15 protein-coding genes and 1 tRNA gene are annotated in these 17,001 nt (G+C 60.9%); 8 read left to right on the forward strand and 8 right to left on the reverse strand.

The window, feature by feature from the left end; translation table 11 throughout:
• Positions 1 to 406 precede the first annotated feature (406 nt).
• Together GDV60_RS02350 and GDV60_RS02355 are read right to left on the reverse strand one after the other, a co-directional pair.
• Positions 407 to 820: a hypothetical protein gene (locus GDV60_RS02350; RefSeq protein WP_070996150.1), complete on the reverse strand. Its 414-nt coding sequence runs from the start codon at positions 818 to 820 to the stop codon at positions 407 to 409.
• Positions 821 to 890: 70 nt separating this feature from the next.
• Positions 891 to 1,799: an alpha/beta fold hydrolase gene (locus GDV60_RS02355; protein ID WP_104911385.1), complete on the reverse strand. Its 909-nt coding sequence runs from the start codon at positions 1,797 to 1,799 to the stop codon at positions 891 to 893.
• 217 nt (positions 1,800 to 2,016) lie between these two features.
• Between GDV60_RS02355 and GDV60_RS02360 the strand changes: the two genes are divergently transcribed.
• Entirely contained in the window at positions 2,017 to 3,657 is a 1,641-nt protein-coding gene (locus GDV60_RS02360; protein ID WP_104911386.1) for a glycosyltransferase family 39 protein, read from the forward strand.
• A 13-nt stretch (positions 3,658 to 3,670) separates the two neighbouring features.
• Here GDV60_RS02360 and GDV60_RS02365 read toward each other — a convergent pair whose 3' ends face one another.
• From GDV60_RS02365 to GDV60_RS02390, 6 genes are all read right to left on the reverse strand, one after another.
• Positions 3,671 to 5,746 (reverse strand): TonB-dependent siderophore receptor, encoded by a 2,076-nt coding sequence (locus GDV60_RS02365; RefSeq protein ID WP_159906162.1) that lies wholly within the window; start codon positions 5,744 to 5,746, stop codon positions 3,671 to 3,673.
• Positions 5,747 to 6,056: 310 nt separating this feature from the next.
• Positions 6,057 to 6,725, reverse strand: a complete 669-nt coding sequence (locus tag GDV60_RS02370; RefSeq protein ID WP_029295874.1) for a hypothetical protein — start codon at positions 6,723 to 6,725, stop codon at positions 6,057 to 6,059.
• 205 nt (positions 6,726 to 6,930) lie between these two features.
• Positions 6,931 to 7,006 (reverse strand) — tRNA-Phe (locus tag GDV60_RS02375).
• A 103-nt stretch (positions 7,007 to 7,109) separates the two neighbouring features.
• Positions 7,110 to 7,382, reverse strand: coding sequence for an oxidative damage protection protein (locus tag GDV60_RS02380; RefSeq protein WP_092232796.1), 273 nt, complete (start codon positions 7,380 to 7,382; stop codon positions 7,110 to 7,112).
• Positions 7,379 to 8,446 (reverse strand): A/G-specific adenine glycosylase, encoded by a 1,068-nt coding sequence (mutY, locus tag GDV60_RS02385; RefSeq protein WP_104911387.1) that lies wholly within the window; start codon positions 8,444 to 8,446, stop codon positions 7,379 to 7,381. Before mutY ends, GDV60_RS02380 begins: the two co-directional genes overlap by 4 nt.
• Entirely contained in the window at positions 8,443 to 10,662 is a 2,220-nt protein-coding gene (locus GDV60_RS02390; RefSeq protein WP_104911388.1) for an AsmA family protein, read from the reverse strand. The genes mutY and GDV60_RS02390 overlap by 4 nt, the downstream gene beginning before the upstream one ends.
• A 296-nt stretch (positions 10,663 to 10,958) precedes the next feature.
• Between GDV60_RS02390 and GDV60_RS02395 the strand changes: the two genes are divergently transcribed.
• The 7 genes from GDV60_RS02395 (at position 10,959) to GDV60_RS02425 (ending at position 16,742) form a co-directional block, all read left to right on the forward strand.
• Positions 10,959 to 12,620 carry an OFA family MFS transporter gene (locus GDV60_RS02395; RefSeq protein ID WP_029295882.1) on the forward strand — a complete coding sequence of 554 codons (1,662 nt, stop codon included), beginning with the start codon at positions 10,959 to 10,961 and terminating at the stop codon, positions 12,618 to 12,620.
• 254 nt (positions 12,621 to 12,874) lie between these two features.
• Positions 12,875 to 13,468 carry an imidazoleglycerol-phosphate dehydratase HisB gene (gene hisB / locus GDV60_RS02400; RefSeq protein ID WP_003218037.1) on the forward strand — a complete coding sequence of 198 codons (594 nt, stop codon included), beginning with the start codon at positions 12,875 to 12,877 and terminating at the stop codon, positions 13,466 to 13,468.
• On the forward strand, positions 13,468 to 14,106 hold the full coding sequence (gene hisH / locus GDV60_RS02405) for an imidazole glycerol phosphate synthase subunit HisH (protein ID WP_159906164.1): 639 nt from the start codon (positions 13,468 to 13,470) through the stop codon (positions 14,104 to 14,106). Before hisB ends, hisH begins: the two co-directional genes overlap by 1 nt.
• On the forward strand, positions 14,106 to 14,363 hold the full coding sequence (locus GDV60_RS02410) for a DUF2164 domain-containing protein (RefSeq protein ID WP_029295898.1): 258 nt from the start codon (positions 14,106 to 14,108) through the stop codon (positions 14,361 to 14,363). The genes hisH and GDV60_RS02410 overlap by 1 nt, the downstream gene beginning before the upstream one ends.
• A gap of 39 nt (positions 14,364 to 14,402) precedes the next feature.
• Entirely contained in the window at positions 14,403 to 15,140 is a 738-nt protein-coding gene (gene hisA / locus GDV60_RS02415) for a 1-(5-phosphoribosyl)-5-[(5-phosphoribosylamino)methylideneamino]imidazole-4-carboxamide isomerase (protein ID WP_029295899.1), read from the forward strand.
• Positions 15,141 to 15,149: 9 nt separating this feature from the next.
• Positions 15,150 to 15,920 carry an imidazole glycerol phosphate synthase subunit HisF gene (hisF, locus tag GDV60_RS02420; protein WP_029295900.1) on the forward strand — a complete coding sequence of 257 codons (771 nt, stop codon included), beginning with the start codon at positions 15,150 to 15,152 and terminating at the stop codon, positions 15,918 to 15,920.
• Positions 15,921 to 15,986: 66 nt separating this feature from the next.
• The gene (locus tag GDV60_RS02425) at positions 15,987 to 16,742 is read left to right on the forward strand and encodes an ABC transporter substrate-binding protein (RefSeq protein WP_159906166.1); all 756 of its coding nucleotides are present in this window, start codon (positions 15,987 to 15,989) and stop codon (positions 16,740 to 16,742) included.
• The last annotated feature ends 259 nt before the right edge of the window (positions 16,743 to 17,001 follow it).

Genomic DNA, 17,001 nt, shown 5'->3' on the forward strand with positions numbered 1-17,001 from the left:
TGCGTTGTTCTTGAGTTCTTCGCGAGCAAGCTCGCTCCTACATGGGTTTTGTATTAATCCTGCGAAGTGGTCAGTGCCTGCGAGGCCGCCACCTTGCTGCTAACGCCACAAACCACTGTAGGAGCGAGCTTGCTCGCGAAAAACGTCAACGATAACGCGTGCTGCCTGGGTCAACGCGTTGTTCTTGAGTTCTTCGCGAGCAAGCTCGCTCCTACATGGGTTTTGTATTAATCCTGCGAAGTGGCCAGGGCTTGCGACGCCGCCACGTAATCGGCCTGCTAACGCCACAAACCACTGTAGGAGCGAGCTTGCTCGCGAAAAACGTCAACGATAACGCGGGCTGCCTGAATAAATGCGTTGTTCTTGAGTTCTTCGCGAGCAAGCTCGCTCCTACATTGGGTTTGTATCAATCTTGCGAGGTTGCCAGGGCTTGCGACGCCGCTACGTAGTCGGCCTGGAACGCGGGCGATTCAATCCATGCCAGCGCCGCTGCTTCATCGTCGCTGTCCGTGGACCACTGCCGATATTCGATCAGCGCCGCCAGGATAAAGTCTGTGGCGTTTTCTTCGCCTTCCTGTTCCAGCACCAACGCCAGCAGCGGATGCGCCAGGAATGCCGCACACAGCGCCTGCTGGCTGGTCTCGCCGGCTGTGCGCATCTCCACGAACAGTTCGGTCAAGTCCACCGACTCAAGATCAATGCGGTCGTCATCGCCGGCAAATGCATCCTGCTTCGGCGCATTGGCGCGCTGGGTGCGGTTCTGCTTGGCCTTGGCTTTTGCCCGCTGGGCGCGTTTTTGCTGCTTGTCTGGCGAAGCCATGGGCTCACGTCCTTGGTTCAGGATCTGGGTGGCGTATTGAAGCGCAGGTCGGGCGAAATCCCAAGGGTTTCTACAGTCGCGCTCCCGGCGTGTCGGCCGCGAGCTGGCCGTGTTGCAGCCACGCCAGTGCAATCGGCCATAAGCGATCTTCATATTCATTACGGAAAAACGCGAAATGCCCGACGGCTTCTTCGCCAATATCCCTCGGCGCAATCCGCAAGTGCGTGCGCTCGCTGGCCTGGAAGTAATTCAGCAGACGCTCAATGGCGGGTACCGTGCCAAACGGATCGTCGCTGATGCTGATCGCCAGGATCTGTGCCTTCACCCGGGCAAAGGGCAGCTCGCCCAGGGCGCGCCCGCTAGGCCGTGTCTGGTAGGTGGGCGTGGGCGTGCTCCAGTCGCGCACCACCCCCGCAGGTGTGTCTTCCAGCCAGCCCAGGCGCTTGCCCGGGAAATACCCGCATACGGCGGTCACCAGCGGCATCACTAGATGCCACTTGGCAAACATCCGCCAGCGGCCGCTCGCTTGATAGTCACGCCAGTACGCAAACTGCGCCCCCACGGTGACCAAGCGCCTGATCGCTGCTCCCGACGCCCCGAGCCCGGCCGCACAGCCGCCAAAGCTGTGGCCGACCACATCAATGGGTTGCCCGGCAAACTCTCGCTGCGCACGCTGCAAGATGGCCTCGAAATCCAGCCGGCCCCAGTCCGACCACGAGGCCTTGAACCCACGCAATGAGCCGCTGCGCGATTCGCCAATGCCGCGATAGTCGTAGGTGATCACATCAAAACCGTTGGCAAACAGGTAGTCGGCAAAGCGCGAATAGTGCCGGCAGCGCACTGAGGTGGCGGCGTTGATGATCACCACTGGGCGTGCGATATCGGTGCGGATATGGCGCCAGGTGAAGCCGCCGATGGGGTAGCTATCGGCGGCGGGCTCGCGGAATGCCTCGGGGTGAAGGCGGGTGGGCAGGTTCATGACGGGCCTCGATCCATGCGCTTTCGATGGGGCATGGGCTGCCCGTGCGCAGTTTTTATTGGAAGTTGACGCTAACAAAATCGACGGGCAAAGGCCCGTAATCTTTAAGTGTGAATGCCGATCGGTGGTGAGGGATTGTTGCATTTGGTTCAGGCGTGATTCAGCCGTGTTGCCGGCAATATACGCCAGCATTTCCCCCGGCCTGGCAGGTTAAAGCATGGAACACCGCACGCGTTTTCGTCTGGAGGCCCTGGGTATTTTCCTGGTGGCCTTGTTGCTATTTACGCTGGGCATCTGGGACCAACAGCCTCAAGGGTTTGACGGGCGCTGGGCGGTGTTCATGCAGGAAATGTTTCGCCACGGTGCGAGCTTCTTCCCCACCACCTACGGTGAGCCGTACCCGGATTACCCAGGTACGGCGACCTATTTCAGCCTGTTCTTTGCCCGGCTGTTCGGTGCGCCCAACGACCTGGCTAACGTCTTGCCCACTGCCCTGGCATCGGCCGGGGTCATGGCGCTGATCTACCGTTTGCTGGTGCCTTCGGGTCGGGCGTGGGCGTTGCTGACGGTATTGCTCACGGCGTCGACGGCGCAATTGCTCGAGAAGTCGCGCTCGGTGTGTCTGGATCAGATGGTCTCCCTGCTGTGTCTTGGGTGCTTCTACCTGTTGCATACCGGCGAGCGTTTGGGCTCAAAGCTGCGTCAATACGCAATCTTTCCCTTGTTCGTGGCGGCGTTTGCCATTCGGGGCCCTTTGGGGCTGATCGAAGTCTGTGGGGTGGCCTGTGTGTATTGGGTGCTGGGGCCTGCTGGCTCGCGAGAAGAGAAGATTCGCTTACTGAAAAAGGTCGTTGCCCACGGGGTAATCGGCCTGGTCCTGCTTCTGGCCTGTGGGTGGGTGCTGCTGAAGCTGGCGCGGATCAGCGGTGGTGAAGGGTTTGCCGATGAGGTGCTGAAGATGCAGGTGGCCGGTCGCCTCGATGAGAGCGGCGAACCGTTCTACTTCTACCTGCAACTGAGTCTGTATCGTTATTTCCCGGTGATACCGCTGGCGCTCGCGACGTTGATTGCCCTGCGTCACACCTGGTCGACGCGCAATGACGATGCCGATGTGCAACTGATGCTGCGCCTGGCTGGTTGTGGCTTGATGATCCTGCTGGGGTTGTCGGTGCCGAACTTCAAACGCGCCTACTACATCGTGCCCATGGTCCCGATGTTTGCCGCTGTGGCGGCCTATGGGCTGCTTCAGGCCCGGGGTTGGTTGCTTGGCGTGCGTCGGGGTTATGAGTGGCTGGTGGCGATCCTGCCGCTGCTGGGGGCTGTCGTGGTAGTGGTCTGCCGGCAGCTGTGGAGCAAGCATGGTTACTGGCCGGATGTTTCGGTGCCGGGGCTGATTGCGCTGCTGATCGTCCTGCAACTGGCGGCGGTGCTTGCCTGGCGCCGTTGGCGCGGCCGTGTGGGAGCGCGATTGGTGTCGCTTAGCTTGATTGCTCTGGCCACTCAATGGCTGGTACTGGTGACGGTCGTCGAGCCGGCCAAGGATCTGCAGTTCGACACCAAAACCTTTGTGCGGGCGGTGCAGACCCTGCGGGCCGAGAACCCCGGGCCGCTGGTGTTTCTCGACCTCGGCAAGGACACCTGGGCCATTCGCTACATCATGAACCTGGACCATGACGAGCAGCCGCTGTTTGTCGGGCGTGACGACCTTGCGCAACTGAGCGCGCTGCCGCGCTCGTCCTGGGTCATCGTCGCGCGCAAGGAAACCCAACTGCTGCAGGGCACGCCGCTGGAGCACCTGGCTCCAGCATTCAATGGGCGTCTCAATGACAACCCGCTGCTGGTGTTTCGCGTACCGTGATCTTAAAGCTCGATCAAAAGTTGTAGGCCAGCGTACCGACGAGCGTACGACGGTTGCCGATGAAGCAATCGCCTCGCGCCAGGCATGTCGTGTAGTAGGTCTTGTCTTCAAGATTGGTCGCGTTGAGGGTCAGGTTCCAGTTCTGGTATCGGTACCCGAGCATCGCATCCACCAGGGTGGTAGATGGCGTTTTCAGTCGGTCGGCGCCATCCCAGCTTGTTCCTACATAGCGAACGCCTGCACCGACACTGAACCCGGATATATCGCCGATGCTGAACCGATGTTGGCTCCATACCGAGGCCATGTTCTCTGGAACACTGGCCAGGCGTTTGCCTTGTTCGGCGGGTGAGCCCTTGAGCACGGTGGTGTCGGTATAGCTGTAGGTACCAATCAGGTCCCAGTCGGGCGTGACCGTTACCAGTGCTTCGAGCTCCAGGCCACGGGCGCGGGTTTCACCACTTTGCAGGGTGTTCATCGCATCCAGGGGGTCGGGCATGCGTCGGTTCTGCTCGCGAATGTCATACACCGCAGCGGTATAGAGACTGTTGCTGCCAACGGGCTGATATTTCACACCCAACTCCCACTGTTTGCCCTTGAGCGGTACGTAGGGGTCAAGCGTTCGCTGGTTGAGGCCGATCTGGGGCTGGAATGATTCGCTGTAGCTCAAGTAGGGCGCTATGCCGTTGTCGAACAGATAGGTCAGGCCCACGCGGCCGGTCACCTTGTCATCTTTCTGCTGGGCCTTGCCTTGGGTCTGGCTGGAGGCCCAATCCTTGCGCAGGCCAAGGGTCAGTAACCACTGCTCGTATTTGATCTGGTCCTGGGCATAGAGCCCGCGCTGCATGACCCGTTGTTCCGGGTCTGCGGTGAGGCGAATGATAGAGGGATCAAAGGTGCCATACACCGGGTCGTACACGTTCAGTGGTGTTGCCGCGCCGCTGGCGCCGTCGCGGTTGGAGACAGCGTGCTGGTAGTCGCCCCCCAGCAGCAGCGTGTGTTGTAGCGGGCCGGTTTCAAATCGGGCCTCGGCGTTTTGGTCGGCGACCCAGACTTTGACCTCTGGTTTGGAAACGTAATACACGCGGTCGAGGGTCTGGTTGTCGGCGTTAAACGGTGGGTTTCTGGCGAACTTCGCATAAATCGACTGGTAGCTGACTTTGCTTTTCTGCCAGCGCAGGTTTTGTCGCAGCGTCCATGTGTCGTTCACGTGCCACGAGAATTGCGACGTCAGGGCTGTCTGGTCGCTGTCGTACTCGTCGAATCCTGGCTCGCTGGCGAACCGGTTGCTGTGGATCCGGCCATAGGGCGCATTCCAGACCGTGCCTTTGTGTGGAAAGAACTGCGTGGTGGAGCCGCTGTCATCGCGCTGGATGTTGGCCAGTATCGTCCAGTCGATATCTTCGGTGGGGCGCCAGGTCAGCGATGGCATCAGGACCTGGCGGTTGTCTTTGACGTGATCAACCTGAGTGTCGCTGTCGCGCTGAATTGCCACCAGCCGGTACAACAGCGTGCCTTGTGGGTTCAGGGAGCCCGTGGTGTCGACGGCGACCTGCTTGCGGTTGTAATTGCCATATTGCAGTTGCAGTTCGGTGTGTTGTTCGGCCTGGGGGCGTTTGCTGACCTGGTTGATCAGGCCCCCCACCGGGCTTTGCCCATAAAGCATCGACGCCGGGCCCTTGAGCACTTCGAGGCGTTCCAGGGTGAAGGGGTCGGTGCGCACGTTGGTGTAACTACCGAAGCTCTGCTGTAAGCCATCAAGGAACAGGGCAGGTGAGCTACCTCGCACTTTCGACCAGTCTCCCCGGCTATCCAGCCCGAAGGTTTCGGCGCGCACCCCGGCCACATAACGCAATGCGTCTTGCACGGTCAGCGCGCCCTGATCACGCATACGGTCGGCGCTGATGACGGAAATCGACTGGGGGATCTCAGTAATCGGAGTGTCGGTCTTGGCACCCGTTGCACTGCGCTTGGCGACATAGCCTTTGATCGGGCCGTCGGCCGTTTCTTCTGAGGCAGTGGCCGTAATACTTTGGCTGGGCAGTTCGAGCTGGCCTGTTTCCTGGGCCGCGTCTGCGACCGGGACCAGCATCGAAGCGAATCCGAAGGGGGCAAGGCCGAGCGCCTTCAACCATGAGCCTGGCTCGCGTGCAGAGGGCATTGCAGCTCCTTAATTATTTTAGTGATGCGGGGGGAGGATATTTTGCGCGCAGCTTAAATGATAATAATTGCTATTAGCAACGCTAGATGCCGGTCAATCCTGGCTTTTTGGCGGGGGCAGTCGATGGGAGGGGCGGTAGGGCGGTCTTGCGCGGGGAGGGAGTAATCAAGGTTGCGGAGTCTTTGATCCTGGGTTGGGCCCCCAGACCGCTGACTCCGAAGTGACCTTCATCATGGAGGGATTATTTGCAGCGATACCCTTCAGGCATCGTGACGCTGTAGTTGCGCTGTACGCGATCCTGGAAATTCAGGTTCTGCAGGCCCTGCTGTACCAGAAAGGCCTCGACCTTGGCAGCCTGGCAGTCCTCGTTGTAGGACGTCACTCGCAGCAGGTACACCGCGCGTTTGCTCGCTTCGTCCCGGGCCGTGGCGGTGAACGTGGTGAGGGTGGTGTAGCCGGTGCGCTCCGAGCTGCCCACCGGGCCATAGGTGGTGTTGGGTGTGCTGGTGCAGATCATCTGGTCGCTTTTTTTCTTGCTGTTCTTGCACACAGTGGAGGTGCTGGTTGGCACCTGGCCATAGTCGGTGGCGGTATAGCGATAAGTCACCTGGTGGCTGTCGACGTCCAGGGTGATCGTGATTTTCGGTGCCAGGTTCTTGGGCAGGGTCATGTCGGTATAGACCTGGCGAAAGCCCTGGTCCTTCATGGCGCTGACCATATCGCGCAGATAGTAGCGGGCGTTGAGCGCGTTCTCGTTATTGCCGCCCACCGACGTCACCAGCACTGGCGCCTGTCGGTCAAAGTGATAGTCCGGGTCTGGGGTTGCGTTGATCGCGACGTCCATCGTCGTGGCGCATCCGCTGAGCAGCGCTGTCAGCATTAACAGCGTGCAGAACAAGTACCGGGTCATGAAGTAACTACCTTGCTGAAGATTGGATTAAGGCTAGACGGTTGAGCAGCGCGATAAATAACACATCGGGTGCCAACGAGGCTTGGCGTTAACCTGAATGTAACCAGGGCGGTGTGGCGTACTAAATCGCAGGCAACAAAAAACCCGCACTAGGCGGGTTTCTTGTGTGTTTCAGATGACGTTTGCACCACCTGAAACTAATTAGTGGTGCCCAGAGACGGAATCGAACCGCCGACACGGGGATTTTCAATCCCCTGCTCTACCGACTGAGCTATCTGGGCAACGGGGCGCATTAAACGGGTTTTTCAGGGGGTCGTCAAGCAAGTTTTCAAAAAATATTTAATTATTACCGTCGCTTACGTGCCAACCCCGGTTTTTGCTCAATTATTGAGCAGGCGGCACGTAGCCGTCAGCCTTGGCGTAATCCTCGCCGGAAAAGTACTTGTCCATTTCGCCCTGCAGATATTTGCGGTCTTCGGCGTTCATCATGTTCAGGCGTTTTTCGTTGATCAGCAGGGTCTGGTGCTTCTGCCAGTCGGCCCAGGCCTGGGCGGAAACGTAATCGAAAATGTCTTGGCCCTTGGGCCCCGGAAATGGGGCGCGCTCCAGGGCGGGCAGTTCTTTGTGGTATTTGCGGCACATGATGGTGCGGGTCATGACGAAACTCCTGCGTTCAATACGTCGGCCGCGCGCTTCAGCAGTTTTTTCACCGGGGCGGCAAGGCCCAGGCGCGGCGGGGTGGCGAGGTTATACCAGAGCCAGTCGGCCTCGGCCACGTGATGGGCCGATTCCTCGACTTGCACCAGCCAGGGTTCGATAGCCAGTTGGAAGTGGCTGAAAGTGTGGACCAGCCCCGGCAGCTCCTGCTGCTTGCCCAGCGCCAGCGAGTGCTGGTTGGCCAGGTGTTCCAGATCGTTCAGGTCGTCCAGTTCCGGCAAGCTCCACAGCCCGCCCCACAGGCCCGTAGACGGGCGACGGTAAAGCAGGATCGCGCCCTCATGGTTGGCCAGCAAGGGCATCAGCGTGCGTTTTTGCGGGATGGTCTTGCGGGGCTTGGGGATCGGGTAGCGGGTTTCCAGGCCCAGCATGTGCGCTTCGCAGCCCTTTTCCAGGGGGCACAGCAGGCAACTGGGCTTGCTGCGGGTGCAGAGGGTGGCGCCCATGTCCATCATCGCCTGGGTGTAGGCGTTGACGCGAGCGTGCGGGGTAAAGCGCTCTGCGGTGGCCCACAGCTGCTTGGCCACCTTGGGTTCGCCCGGATAGCCTTCCTGGGCGGTAAAGCGCGCCAGCACGCGTTTGACGTTGCCGTCGAGGATCGGTGCGCGCAGGCCCATGCTCAGGCTGGCGATGGCGCCGGCGGTGGACAGGCCGATGCCTGGCAGTTCGGTAAGCTTCTCTACATCGCGAGGAAACTCGCCGCCGTATTCGGCGACGACGATCTTCGCGGTCTTTTGCAGGTTGCGCGCCCGGGTGTAGTAGCCCAGCCCGGTCCACAGGTGCAGCACTTCATCTTCTGGCGCGGCGGCCAGGGCTTCGACCGTTGGCAGCGAGGCCATGAAACGGTCGAAGTAGTTGAGCACGGTGCTGACCTGGGTCTGTTGCAGCATGATTTCCGAGACCCACACCCGGTAAGGGGTGATGCCCTGTTGCCAAGGCAGGTCATGGCGACCGTGGCGGTCGTACCAGTCGAGCACGGCCGCAGAAAATTGCTCGTTTCTCATCGGTTGAACAGGCCTTTGAGGGCGTCTTTCAACTTGGGATTGACCTTGTCGAGCTTCTCTTCAAGTTTCTCGCTGATTTTATTGCCGGCCATTTTCGCGGCGACCTGGCCCAGGCCGTCCTTGTCCAGGCGGCAGGCCTTGGCTCCCAGCTCCAGCGGCCCACGGCAGCGCAGCGGGACTTCGATGCCACGGAAGTTCGAGCCGACCTGGCAGGCCGGGTCCGGCATGTCGCGCTTGTCACCCTCGACAATGATGCCCACACGGTAGTCCATGCCCAGCACGCGCAGGTCAATGTCGCCATTGCCGTTGACGGTCAGGCCGGGGATCCGCACTTTCAGGTCCGGGTTGCTGGCCACGCCGTTACGCAAGGTCAGGTTGCCCTTGAGCTCCTGGAACGGTGTGTCCTTGCCACGCGGTTCGCTGGCCAGGGTCTTGCGATTGAGCAGGGCGATGCCGGTGCACAGCTGTTGCTCAATGTTGGCGTTGAGCAGTACGCCATTGTTGATCACAAAGCTGGCGGTGCCGTTGAGGCTGTCGATCAGCGCCTTCTGGCTGTTGCCGCGCCCCGTCAGGTTGCTGTCGAGGGTGATCTGGCCTTTGACCGGCGGGGTTTTGCCCTGGGCCTGCAGGATGCGTTCGACCGGCACTTGCTTGATTTTGGTCTGCAGTGCCAACACCGGCACATCTTCGCGGGCGTCGAGGTTGCCGTTGGCCTGGAAGGTGCCGTTGTAGAGGCCGCCGCTCAAGGTGTCGAGCTTGAGCTGACCACCCTGGCCAGAGGCTTTGAGGGTGGCGTTCTCGATGGGCAACTGGCCGAGGGTCAGTTGGCCGAAGGACAGGTCGGCAATCACATCCAGGGTGCGCAGGCGTGCCAGCGGCAGCAGCTTGTCGGTGCTCCAGGCGCCTTTGGTCGGCGCATCCGGCAGCGGAGTGGTGCCGCCGGCGGCCATGGCCCCGGCTTCGCTGCTTTGCACTTCGGCCTGGCGCGCGACGGCGGCACTGTTGGCTGCTTCGGATTTGGCGGGCAGGTAGTGGTCGGCGTTGAACGTGTCGGCCTTCAACTGCACGCGCAGGGATTGCTTGGCAAAGTCTTCAACCGCCAGGCGCCCGGTGAAGGTGCTGCCATCGACTTTCAGGTTGAGGTCTTCCAGCGCCATGCTCGACGGCGTGCCTTGCAGGCGGCTGACCAGCTCGACCTTGCTCAGGCTCTCTGGGGCCATGGCTGGCAGCGGTTGGCCGACGCTGTCGAGGAACTTGGCCAGGTCAAACTGGGCAATCGACAGGGCGCCGCTGATCTGTGGGGTTTTATCCAGGTCGTGGGCCTTCAGTTCGCCCAGTGCCCGCAGTTGGTTGAGCGAGAGCTTGAGGCCGGTCCACTCGGCAATGTTTGCCGACAGGTCCACCAGTAACTGGCCCTGGGTGGCAAACGTGACGGTCTTGCCTTGCAGAGGCTCGCCCGTGGCTTCGCCGGCGACTTTCATGTCTTCGAACTGATAGCGCTTGAGGGCGCGATCAAAACGCAGCTCGCCATTGAGCTCGCTCTTGACCCGCATGACCGGCTGGTTGCTGCCGAAGAACGCAGTGAGCTTGACCGGAATGCTCGCGCCTTCATGCACGGCACCGGTGCTCAGTTGGATGCTTTCGGCGCTGAATTGCTTGCCGGTCTGCTCGTCGTTGTACTCGATACGGGCGTTGTTGACCGTGAGGCTGTCGATGTCCAGGCGGATCGGCTGGGCCGGTTTCTCCGGCGCGGGCGTCGTGGCCGGCGCAGTCGTGGCGGGCGCTTCGGCGCTGGTGGTAGCCGCAACGGGCGCAGCCTTGCCGATATCTTCCCAGTTGCCATGGCCTTGCTTGTCGCGGGTCAGGCGCAGGTTCAGGCCTTCGACGCGTACATCGCTCATTTGCACTTCGCGGCGCAGCAGCGGCAGCACGCGTACCGACAGGCCGAGCATCTGCAGGTCGGCAAATGGTTGGGCAGGGTTGTTCAGGGTGGCCACGCTGGCCTCATGCAGCTCCAGGCCCAGCCAGGGGAACAGGCTCCAGCCGATATCGCCATTGAGCGTCAGCTCGATGTGGGCCTTGTCGCGGGCAATCTGGCGAATCTCGTCTTTGTAGTCGTTGGGATCGAAGAGGTGAGTCAGGGCAAAGCCCAGAGCCACAATGATCAGCAACAGCCCGAGAAGTACCAGACCCAGGATTTTGCCGAACGCTTTCATGGGCGAGTCCTTGTATGTCGATTTTAAAATTTAGCCGCAGAGTATAACGCCGGGAGGTCCGTGGCTGTTTACGCATCGTTACATAGTGTCAAACAAAACAGATGGACTGAAAAAGGTAGTGTCAGTTTGGTTTCTCTCGCTGCGCCAGATGCTAATCTTTGCCCGTTCGCCCGCCTTCTGCGACGAAACGTCGCGCTTACAGGGAGCTTCACTCGACAAAACGGCCACGCATTGCGTGCAAAGGCCGAGGAGGAGAGCGCCTGGCGAACACAGACCAACAACTGGGGGAAACACCAATGAACACTAGCACTGCGGCCGGCAATTCTGCTGCGCAGCCTGCGTTCCTGTCCAAGGAACGCATCATAGCCAAGCCCGGTTTCAACCGCTGGCTGGTTCCGCCGGCCGCCCTGGCCATCCACTTGTGCATCGGCATGGCCTACGGCTTCTCGGTGTTCTGGCTGCCATTGTCCAAGGCGCTGGGCGTGACCGCACCGGTGGCCTGTGCACCGGACATGAGCTTTATCGCGCAGATCTTCTCGTCGTCCTGCGACTGGCCGATCTCCATGCTGGGCTGGATCTACACACTGTTCTTCATCTTCCTGGGCTGCTCGGCAGCGATCTGGGGCGGCTGGCTGGAACACGCCGGGCCGCGCAAGGCCGGTGTGGTCTCGGCACTGTGCTGGTGCGGTGGCCTGCTGATCTCGGCGCTGGGGATTTATACCCACCAGATCTGGCTGATGTGGCTCGGTTCGGGGGTGATTGGTGGTATTGGCCTGGGCCTGGGCTATATCTCGCCGGTGTCGACCCTGATCAAGTGGTTCCCGGACAAGCGCGGCATGGCGACCGGCATGGCGATCATGGGCTTTGGCGGTGGTGCGATGGTCGGTGCGCCCCTGGCTGCAGCGTTGATGGGCCACTTTGCGTCGCCGACCGGCGTGGGCGTGTGGCAGAGCTTTTTGGTCATGGCCGCGATCTACTTCGTGTTCATGATCGGCGGCGCCTTGTCCTACCGTGTCCCGCCGACCGGCTGGAAGCCTGAGGGCTGGACCGCGCCGGCGAAAAAAGCCAGTAATGCGATGATCACCCACCGTCACGTCCACGTGAACGTGGCGTGGAAAACCCCGCAATTCCGCCTGGTCTGGCTGGTGCTGTGCCTGAACGTATCGGCCGGTATCGGCATCCTGGGCATGGCGTCGCCGCTGTTGCAGGAAGTGTTCGGCGGCAAGTTGCTGGGCGTGGATGTGCCGTTTGGCCAACTGGATGCGGGTCAACTGGCCTCCATCGCCGCCATTGCGGCGGGGTTCACCGGGTTGTTGAGCCTGTTCAACATTGGTGGGCGGTTCTTCTGGGCGTCGTTCTCCGACTACCTGGGCCGCAAGAACACCTACTTCGTGTTCTTCGCCCTGGGCTTTGCCCTGTACGCGCTGATCCCGAACCTCGGCCACCTGGGCAACGTCTCGCTGTTCGTGGCGGCGTTCTGCATCATCCTGTCGATGTACGGCGGCGGCTTCGCGACCGTACCGGCCTACCTGGCGGACCTGTTCGGTACGCAAATGGTCGGTGCAATCCATGGTCGCCTGCTCACCGCCTGGGCGGCGGCCGGCGTGCTGGGCCCGGTGTTGGTGAACTACCTGCGTGAATATCAATTGAGCATCGGCGTCGAGCGCGCTGCGGCCTATGACATCACCTTGTACATCCTCGCCGGCCTGCTGGTACTGGGCTTTATCTGCAACCTGTTGGTACGCCCGGTGGCCGACAAGTACTTCATGACCGACGCCGAACTGGCTGCCGAACAGGCGCTGGGCCATGACAAGGGCGCCGATGCGACCACGTCCCTGGAATGGAAAGCCGCTTCCGGCACCGTGCCATTGGCCATTGCGGCCTGGCTGGTGGTAGGTATTCCGCTGGCGTGGGGCGTGTGGGTGACGTTGCAGAAGACTGCAGTGCTGTTCCACTAACACCGCATAACCCGTGTGGGCCCGGTTCCTGTGGGAGCCGGGCTTGCCCGCGATAGAACCCGCTCGGTGTATCTGTAGTACTCAGGCGCCTGCATCGCAGGCAAGCCCGCTGCCACACAAGCACGCTCCCGCACTTGTACTGACATGTCTATGCCCGACAGGCCGTCAGTCTTATCCCCTCCGATGTTTCTGTTTAGCGCCCACACCCCCTATAATGGCCACCTTTTTCGCCCAATGATTTTGCGGAGCTGGTGATGGCCGAACGTAAGGCGTCCGTCGAGCGCGACACTCTGGAAACCCAGATCAAAGCCTCGATCAACCTGGATGGCACCGGAAAGGCCCGATTTGATATCGGTGTCCCTTTTCTTGAGCACATGCTGGATCAAATCGCCCGTCATGGGCTGATCGACCTGGATATCGTCAGCAAGGGCGACCTGCATATCGACGACCACCACACCGTGGAGGATGTCGGTATCACCCTCGGCCAGGCGTTTGCCAAGGCCATCGGCGACAAAAAAGGCATCCGTCGTTACGGCCACGCCTATGTCCCGCTGGACGAGGCACTGTCGCGTGTGGTCATCGACTTCTCCGGCCGCCCAGGCCTGCAGATGCACGTGCCGTATACCCGCGCCACCGTAGGCGGCTTTGACGTGGACCTGTTCCAGGAGTTCTTCCAGGGCTTCGTCAACCATGCCCTGGTGAGCCTGCACATCGACAACCTGCGTGGCACCAACACCCACCACCAGATCGAAACCGTGTTCAAGGCTTTCGGCCGCGCCCTGCGCATGGCCGTGGAGCTCGATGACCGCATGGCCGGGCAAATGCCTTCGACCAAGGGCGTTCTGTAATGCAGACGGTCGCGGTTATCGACTACGGCATGGGTAACCTGCATTCGGTGGCCAAGGCCCTCGAACACGTAGGCGCCGGCAAGGTGCTGATTACCAGCGATGCCAAGGTGATCCGCGAAGCCGACCGGGTGGTGTTTCCCGGTGTAGGTGCGATTCGCGATTGCATGGCTGAAATCCGTCGCCTGGGCTTTGACAGCCTGGTGCGCGAAGTCAGCCAGGACCGGCCGTTCCTCGGGATCTGCGTGGGCATGCAAGCCTTGCTCGAGCGCAGTGAAGAAAACGGCGGCGTCGACTGCATCGGCTTGTTCCCGGGGGATGTGAAGTTCTTCGGCAAGGACCTGCATGAAGACGGCGAACACCTGAAAGTCCCGCACATGGGCTGGAACGAAGTGCGCCGCACCGTCGACCACCCGCTGTGGCATGACATCCCGGACATGGCGCGTTTCTACTTCGTGCACAGCTACTACATCGCCGCCGGTAATCCGCGCCAGGTGGTGGGTGGCGGGCACTATGGCGTCGATTTCGCCGCTGCGCTGGCCGAAGGCTCGCGCTTCGCCGTGCAGTTCCACCCGGAGAAGAGCCATACCCATGGCCTGCAGTTGCTGCAGAACTTCGCCGCCTGGGACGGGCGTTGGTAATGGCCAAGAAGATCAAGCCGCCGATCCTCAATCTCACTCCCCAGCAGGAGAGTGAGGCGACCGACAAGATCAAGCGTTTCATGGAAGACCGCTTCGAGCTCAGGCTCGGGTCGTTCGAGGTGGCTGAGATCCTCGAACTGTTCACCACTGAAATTGCTCCGCACTATTACAACAGGGCGATTTTCGATGTGCAGACGCACCTTAAAGAAAGGTTCGAAAGCATCGAAAGCGACTTGTGGGCGCTCGAAAAACCCTGATTCTTCGAGCAATGCTGAATATCGAATAAGGTTTGCCAGATGCTGATTATCCCCGCTATCGATCTCAAGGACGGCGCTTGCGTACGTCTGCGCCAGGGCCGCATGGAAGATTCCACGGTGTTTTCCGATGACCCGGTCAGCATGGCTGCCAAGTGGGTGGAGGGTGGCTGCCGCCGTCTGCATCTGGTGGACTTGAACGGCGCCTTCGAAGGCCAGCCGGTCAATGGCGAAGTGGTTACTGCCATCGCCAAGCGCTACCCGAACCTGCCGATCCAGATCGGTGGCGGTATCCGCTCCCTGGAAACCATCGAGCACTACGTCAAGGCGGGCGTGAGCTACGTGATCATCGGCACCAAGGCCGTGAAAGACCCGGCCTTCGTCGCCGAGGCCTGCCGTGCATTCCCGGGCAAGGTCATCGTGGGCCTGGACGCCAAGGATGGCTTCGTCGCCACCGACGGCTGGGCCGAGATCAGCACCATTCAGGTGATCGACCTGGCCAAGCAGTTCGAGGCAGACGGCGTGTCCGCCATCGTTTACACCGACATTGCCAAAGACGGCATGATGCAGGGCTGCAACGTACCGTTCACCGCTGCGCTGGCGGCCGCCACCAAGATCCCGGTAATCGCCTCCGGTGGTATCCACAACCTGGGCGACATCAAGTCGCTGCTGGACGCCAAGGCTCCTGGGATCATCGGCGCGATCACCGGCCGTGCGATCTATGAAGGCACCCTGGACGTCGCCGAGGCCCAGGCCTACTGCGATGCCTACAACGGCTGAGGACTGACCATGGCGCTGGCCAAACGCATCATCCCTTGCCTGGACGTCGACAACGGTCGGGTGGTCAAGGGCGTCAAGTTCGAGAACATCCGTGACGCCGGCGACCCGGTGGAAATTGCCCGTCGCTACGATGAGCAGGGTGCCGACGAAATTACCTTTCTCGACATCACCGCCAGCGTCGATGGCCGCGATACCACGCTGCATACCGTCGAGCGCATGGCCAGCCAGGTGTTTATCCCGCTGACCGTGGGCGGTGGCGTACGCACCGTGCAAGACATCCGCAACCTGCTCAACGCCGGTGCGGACAAGGTCTCGATCAACACTGCCGCGGTGTTCAATCCGGAATTTGTCGGCGAAGCCGCGCAGCATTTCGGTTCGCAATGCATCGTGGTCGCCATCGACGCCAAGAAAGTCTCCGGGCCGGGTGAACCTCCGCGCTGGGAGATCTTCACCCATGGCGGGCGCAAGCCTACCGGCCTGGATGCGGTGCAGTGGGCAATGAAGATGGAAGGCCTGGGCGCCGGTGAAATCCTGCTGACCAGCATGGACCAGGACGGCATGAAAAACGGCTTCGACCTGGGCGTGACCCGCGCCATCAGTGATGCGCTGGGCATCCCGGTGATTGCTTCCGGTGGTGTGGGCAACCTGCAACACCTGGCCGACGGCGTCATCGAAGGCCACGCCAGTGCGGTGCTGGCGGCGAGTATTTTCCACTTTGGCGAATACACCGTGCCCGAGGCCAAGGCCTACATGGCGGCGCGCGGCATCGTCGTACGCTAAACGCCACTGGACACCATGACAGGCTCGCGGCACTCTGGGGCCTGCCATGGATTCCGGTAATTCTACATGCTCAAAGACCTGCTTCTTGCCCTCGCCAGCTCTTCCATTCTTTTGGCAGGCTCGGCCAATGCTGCCGAGCCCTCTGCTGATTCTCTGGTGCTGCTGACGGAGAACTTTCCGCCCTACAACATGGCGAAAAACGGCAAGAACTTCGCCAAGGACGAGAACATCGAAGGCATCGCCGTGGACATCGTGCGCGAAACCTTCAAGCGCGCTGGCGTTTCCTACAGCCTTACGCTGCGTTTCCCCTGGGAGCGGATCTATAAACTCGCCCTGGAGCAACCTGGCTACGGGGTATTCGTCATGGCGCGCCTGCCGGACCGCGAAGCCCTGTTCAAGTGGGTCGGCCCCATCGGCCCGGACGATTGGGTGCTGCTGGCCAACGCCGACAGCAACATCCAGTTGACCGACCTTGAGCAGGCCCGGCGCTACAAGGTGGGTGCCTACAAAGGTGACGCGATTGCCCTGAGCCTGGAAAAACAAGGCCTCACACCGCAGGTCGTGCTCCGCGACCAGGACAATGCGCAAAAACTGCTGGATGGCCAGATCGACCTCTGGGCCACCGGCGATCCCGCCGGCCGCTACCTGGCGCGGCAAGTCGGGATAACCGGGCTCAAGACCGTGCTGCGGTTCAACAGTGCCCAGTTGTACCTGGCCCTGAACAAAAACGTTTCGGACGAAACCGTCGCCAAACTGCAAGCCGCGCTGGATCAGCTGCGTGAAGAGGGCGTGGTGAGCGAGATCATGGGGCGGTATCTCTAGTGGGGGGAGCCGGCGGGCAGGACATTTCTGGCTCTGTCTGGGGGTACTCACTCCAGTGCACTTTGTCGCCGTTGATGAACGTGATGTCGGTTGTAGATTGCTGGGCAGCACAGGCGACGACGGGGTAAGCGCCTTTTCCTCAAAAGGAATTTTTACCCGCAATGAATAGACTTTGGTCTGTTCTGAGGGCTTATCAAGGCTGGCATGGCTGATAAAGGTTCCAGGCGCAAAGTAGGCTTCGCCCGTGACTGCCGCTGGC

Origin of the sequence: Pseudomonas sp. DTU12.1 (assembly GCF_009873475.1) — a bacterium.
Lineage (GTDB): Bacteria > Pseudomonadota > Gammaproteobacteria > Pseudomonadales > Pseudomonadaceae > Aquipseudomonas > Aquipseudomonas proteolytica.

Bases quoted from the DNA above. Each gene is read 5' to 3' on its own strand.
- hisA (WP_029295899.1), top strand. From the start codon at position 14,403: ATGCTGATTATCCCCGCTATCGATCTCAAGGACGGCGCTTGCGTACGT.
- GDV60_RS02350 (WP_070996150.1), bottom strand. From the start codon at position 820: ATGGCTTCGCCAGACAAGCAGCAAAAACGCGCCCAGCGGGCAAAAGCC.
- GDV60_RS02425 (WP_159906166.1), top strand. From the start codon at position 15,987: ATGCTCAAAGACCTGCTTCTTGCCCTCGCCAGCTCTTCCATTCTTTTG.
- hisH (WP_159906164.1), top strand. From the start codon at position 13,468: ATGCAGACGGTCGCGGTTATCGACTACGGCATGGGTAACCTGCATTCG.
- GDV60_RS02370 (WP_029295874.1), bottom strand. From the start codon at position 6,725: ATGACCCGGTACTTGTTCTGCACGCTGTTAATGCTGACAGCGCTGCTC.
- GDV60_RS02380 (WP_092232796.1), bottom strand. From the start codon at position 7,382: ATGACCCGCACCATCATGTGCCGCAAATACCACAAAGAACTGCCCGCC.
- mutY (WP_104911387.1), bottom strand. From the start codon at position 8,446: ATGAGAAACGAGCAATTTTCTGCGGCCGTGCTCGACTGGTACGACCGC.
- hisB (WP_003218037.1), top strand. From the start codon at position 12,875: ATGGCCGAACGTAAGGCGTCCGTCGAGCGCGACACTCTGGAAACCCAG.
- GDV60_RS02360 (WP_104911386.1), top strand. From the start codon at position 2,017: ATGGAACACCGCACGCGTTTTCGTCTGGAGGCCCTGGGTATTTTCCTG.
- GDV60_RS02390 (WP_104911388.1), bottom strand. From the start codon at position 10,662: ATGAAAGCGTTCGGCAAAATCCTGGGTCTGGTACTTCTCGGGCTGTTG.
- hisF (WP_029295900.1), top strand. From the start codon at position 15,150: ATGGCGCTGGCCAAACGCATCATCCCTTGCCTGGACGTCGACAACGGT.
- GDV60_RS02355 (WP_104911385.1), bottom strand. From the start codon at position 1,799: ATGAACCTGCCCACCCGCCTTCACCCCGAGGCATTCCGCGAGCCCGCC.
- GDV60_RS02410 (WP_029295898.1), top strand. From the start codon at position 14,106: ATGGCCAAGAAGATCAAGCCGCCGATCCTCAATCTCACTCCCCAGCAG.
- GDV60_RS02395 (WP_029295882.1), top strand. From the start codon at position 10,959: ATGAACACTAGCACTGCGGCCGGCAATTCTGCTGCGCAGCCTGCGTTC.
- GDV60_RS02365 (WP_159906162.1), bottom strand. From the start codon at position 5,746: ATGCTGGTCCCGGTCGCAGACGCGGCCCAGGAAACAGGCCAGCTCGAA.